Raw genomic sequence first — 674 nt, 5'->3', positions numbered from 1 at the left:
ACGGCGGCCCTCCCGCCTGGTGGTGGGAGGGCCGCTGTCAGGAAGTGGATCGGTTGGTGGGGTCAGATCACCTCGTTCGTGGTCTCGCGGCGGCGGGTGTAGCCGAGGCCGAGGCCGGCCAGGCCGAGCAGGCCTGCGGTGGCGGCGGCGCCGGGGGCGATGAGGGGGATGCCGTTCTCGTCCTCGGTGATGGTGATGTTGACGGTGCCGACGGAGGTGTTGCCGTCCTGGTCGGTGATGGTGTAGCTGAACGAATCGGTGCCGACGTACCCGGGGGCCGGGGTGTAGGTGAAGGTGCCGTCCTCGTTCAGGGTGAGGTCACCGTTCCAGGGGCCGGCGCCCGGGCCGGTGACGGTGATGGTGGATCCGTCGGGGATGACGTCGTTGTCCAGGACGTTCCCGGTCAGGGTGGTGTCCTGCACGGTGGTGTACTCGTCGGTGTTCGCTGCCAGCTCTTCGGGGCAGGGGTCCCCAGTGGCGGTGTACTCGGCCAGGGTGATGGCGGCGGTGGAGGTCGGGGTGCCGGTCCCGGTGCCGTTGAGCACACCCTGACGGGTGGAGGTGATCGCGGGCTCGGTGACGGTCTGCTCGCATGCCGGGGGCTCAGGTGCCTCGGAGGTGAAGGCGAACTCGATGAACCCCTGACCACGCGCCGCATCTAGAAGATCCAGCGC

General features: G+C 69.3%; 1 protein-coding gene. It reads right to left on the bottom strand.

Annotated features, from left to right (window positions below; genetic code table 11):
- Nucleotides 1–62 precede the first annotated feature (62 nt).
- Nucleotides 63–674: cadherin-like domain-containing protein (locus ACTJIY_RS20825; protein ID WP_440675403.1), on the bottom strand; the 612-nt coding region annotated here is incomplete at its 5' end.

The organism is Cellulosimicrobium sp. 22598 (assembly GCF_052044445.1).
Lineage (GTDB): Bacteria > Actinomycetota > Actinomycetes > Actinomycetales > Cellulomonadaceae > Cellulosimicrobium > Cellulosimicrobium cellulans_G.
Note: the sequence above shows the minus strand (reverse complement) of the source record. Positions and strands in the feature narration are given on the sequence as shown.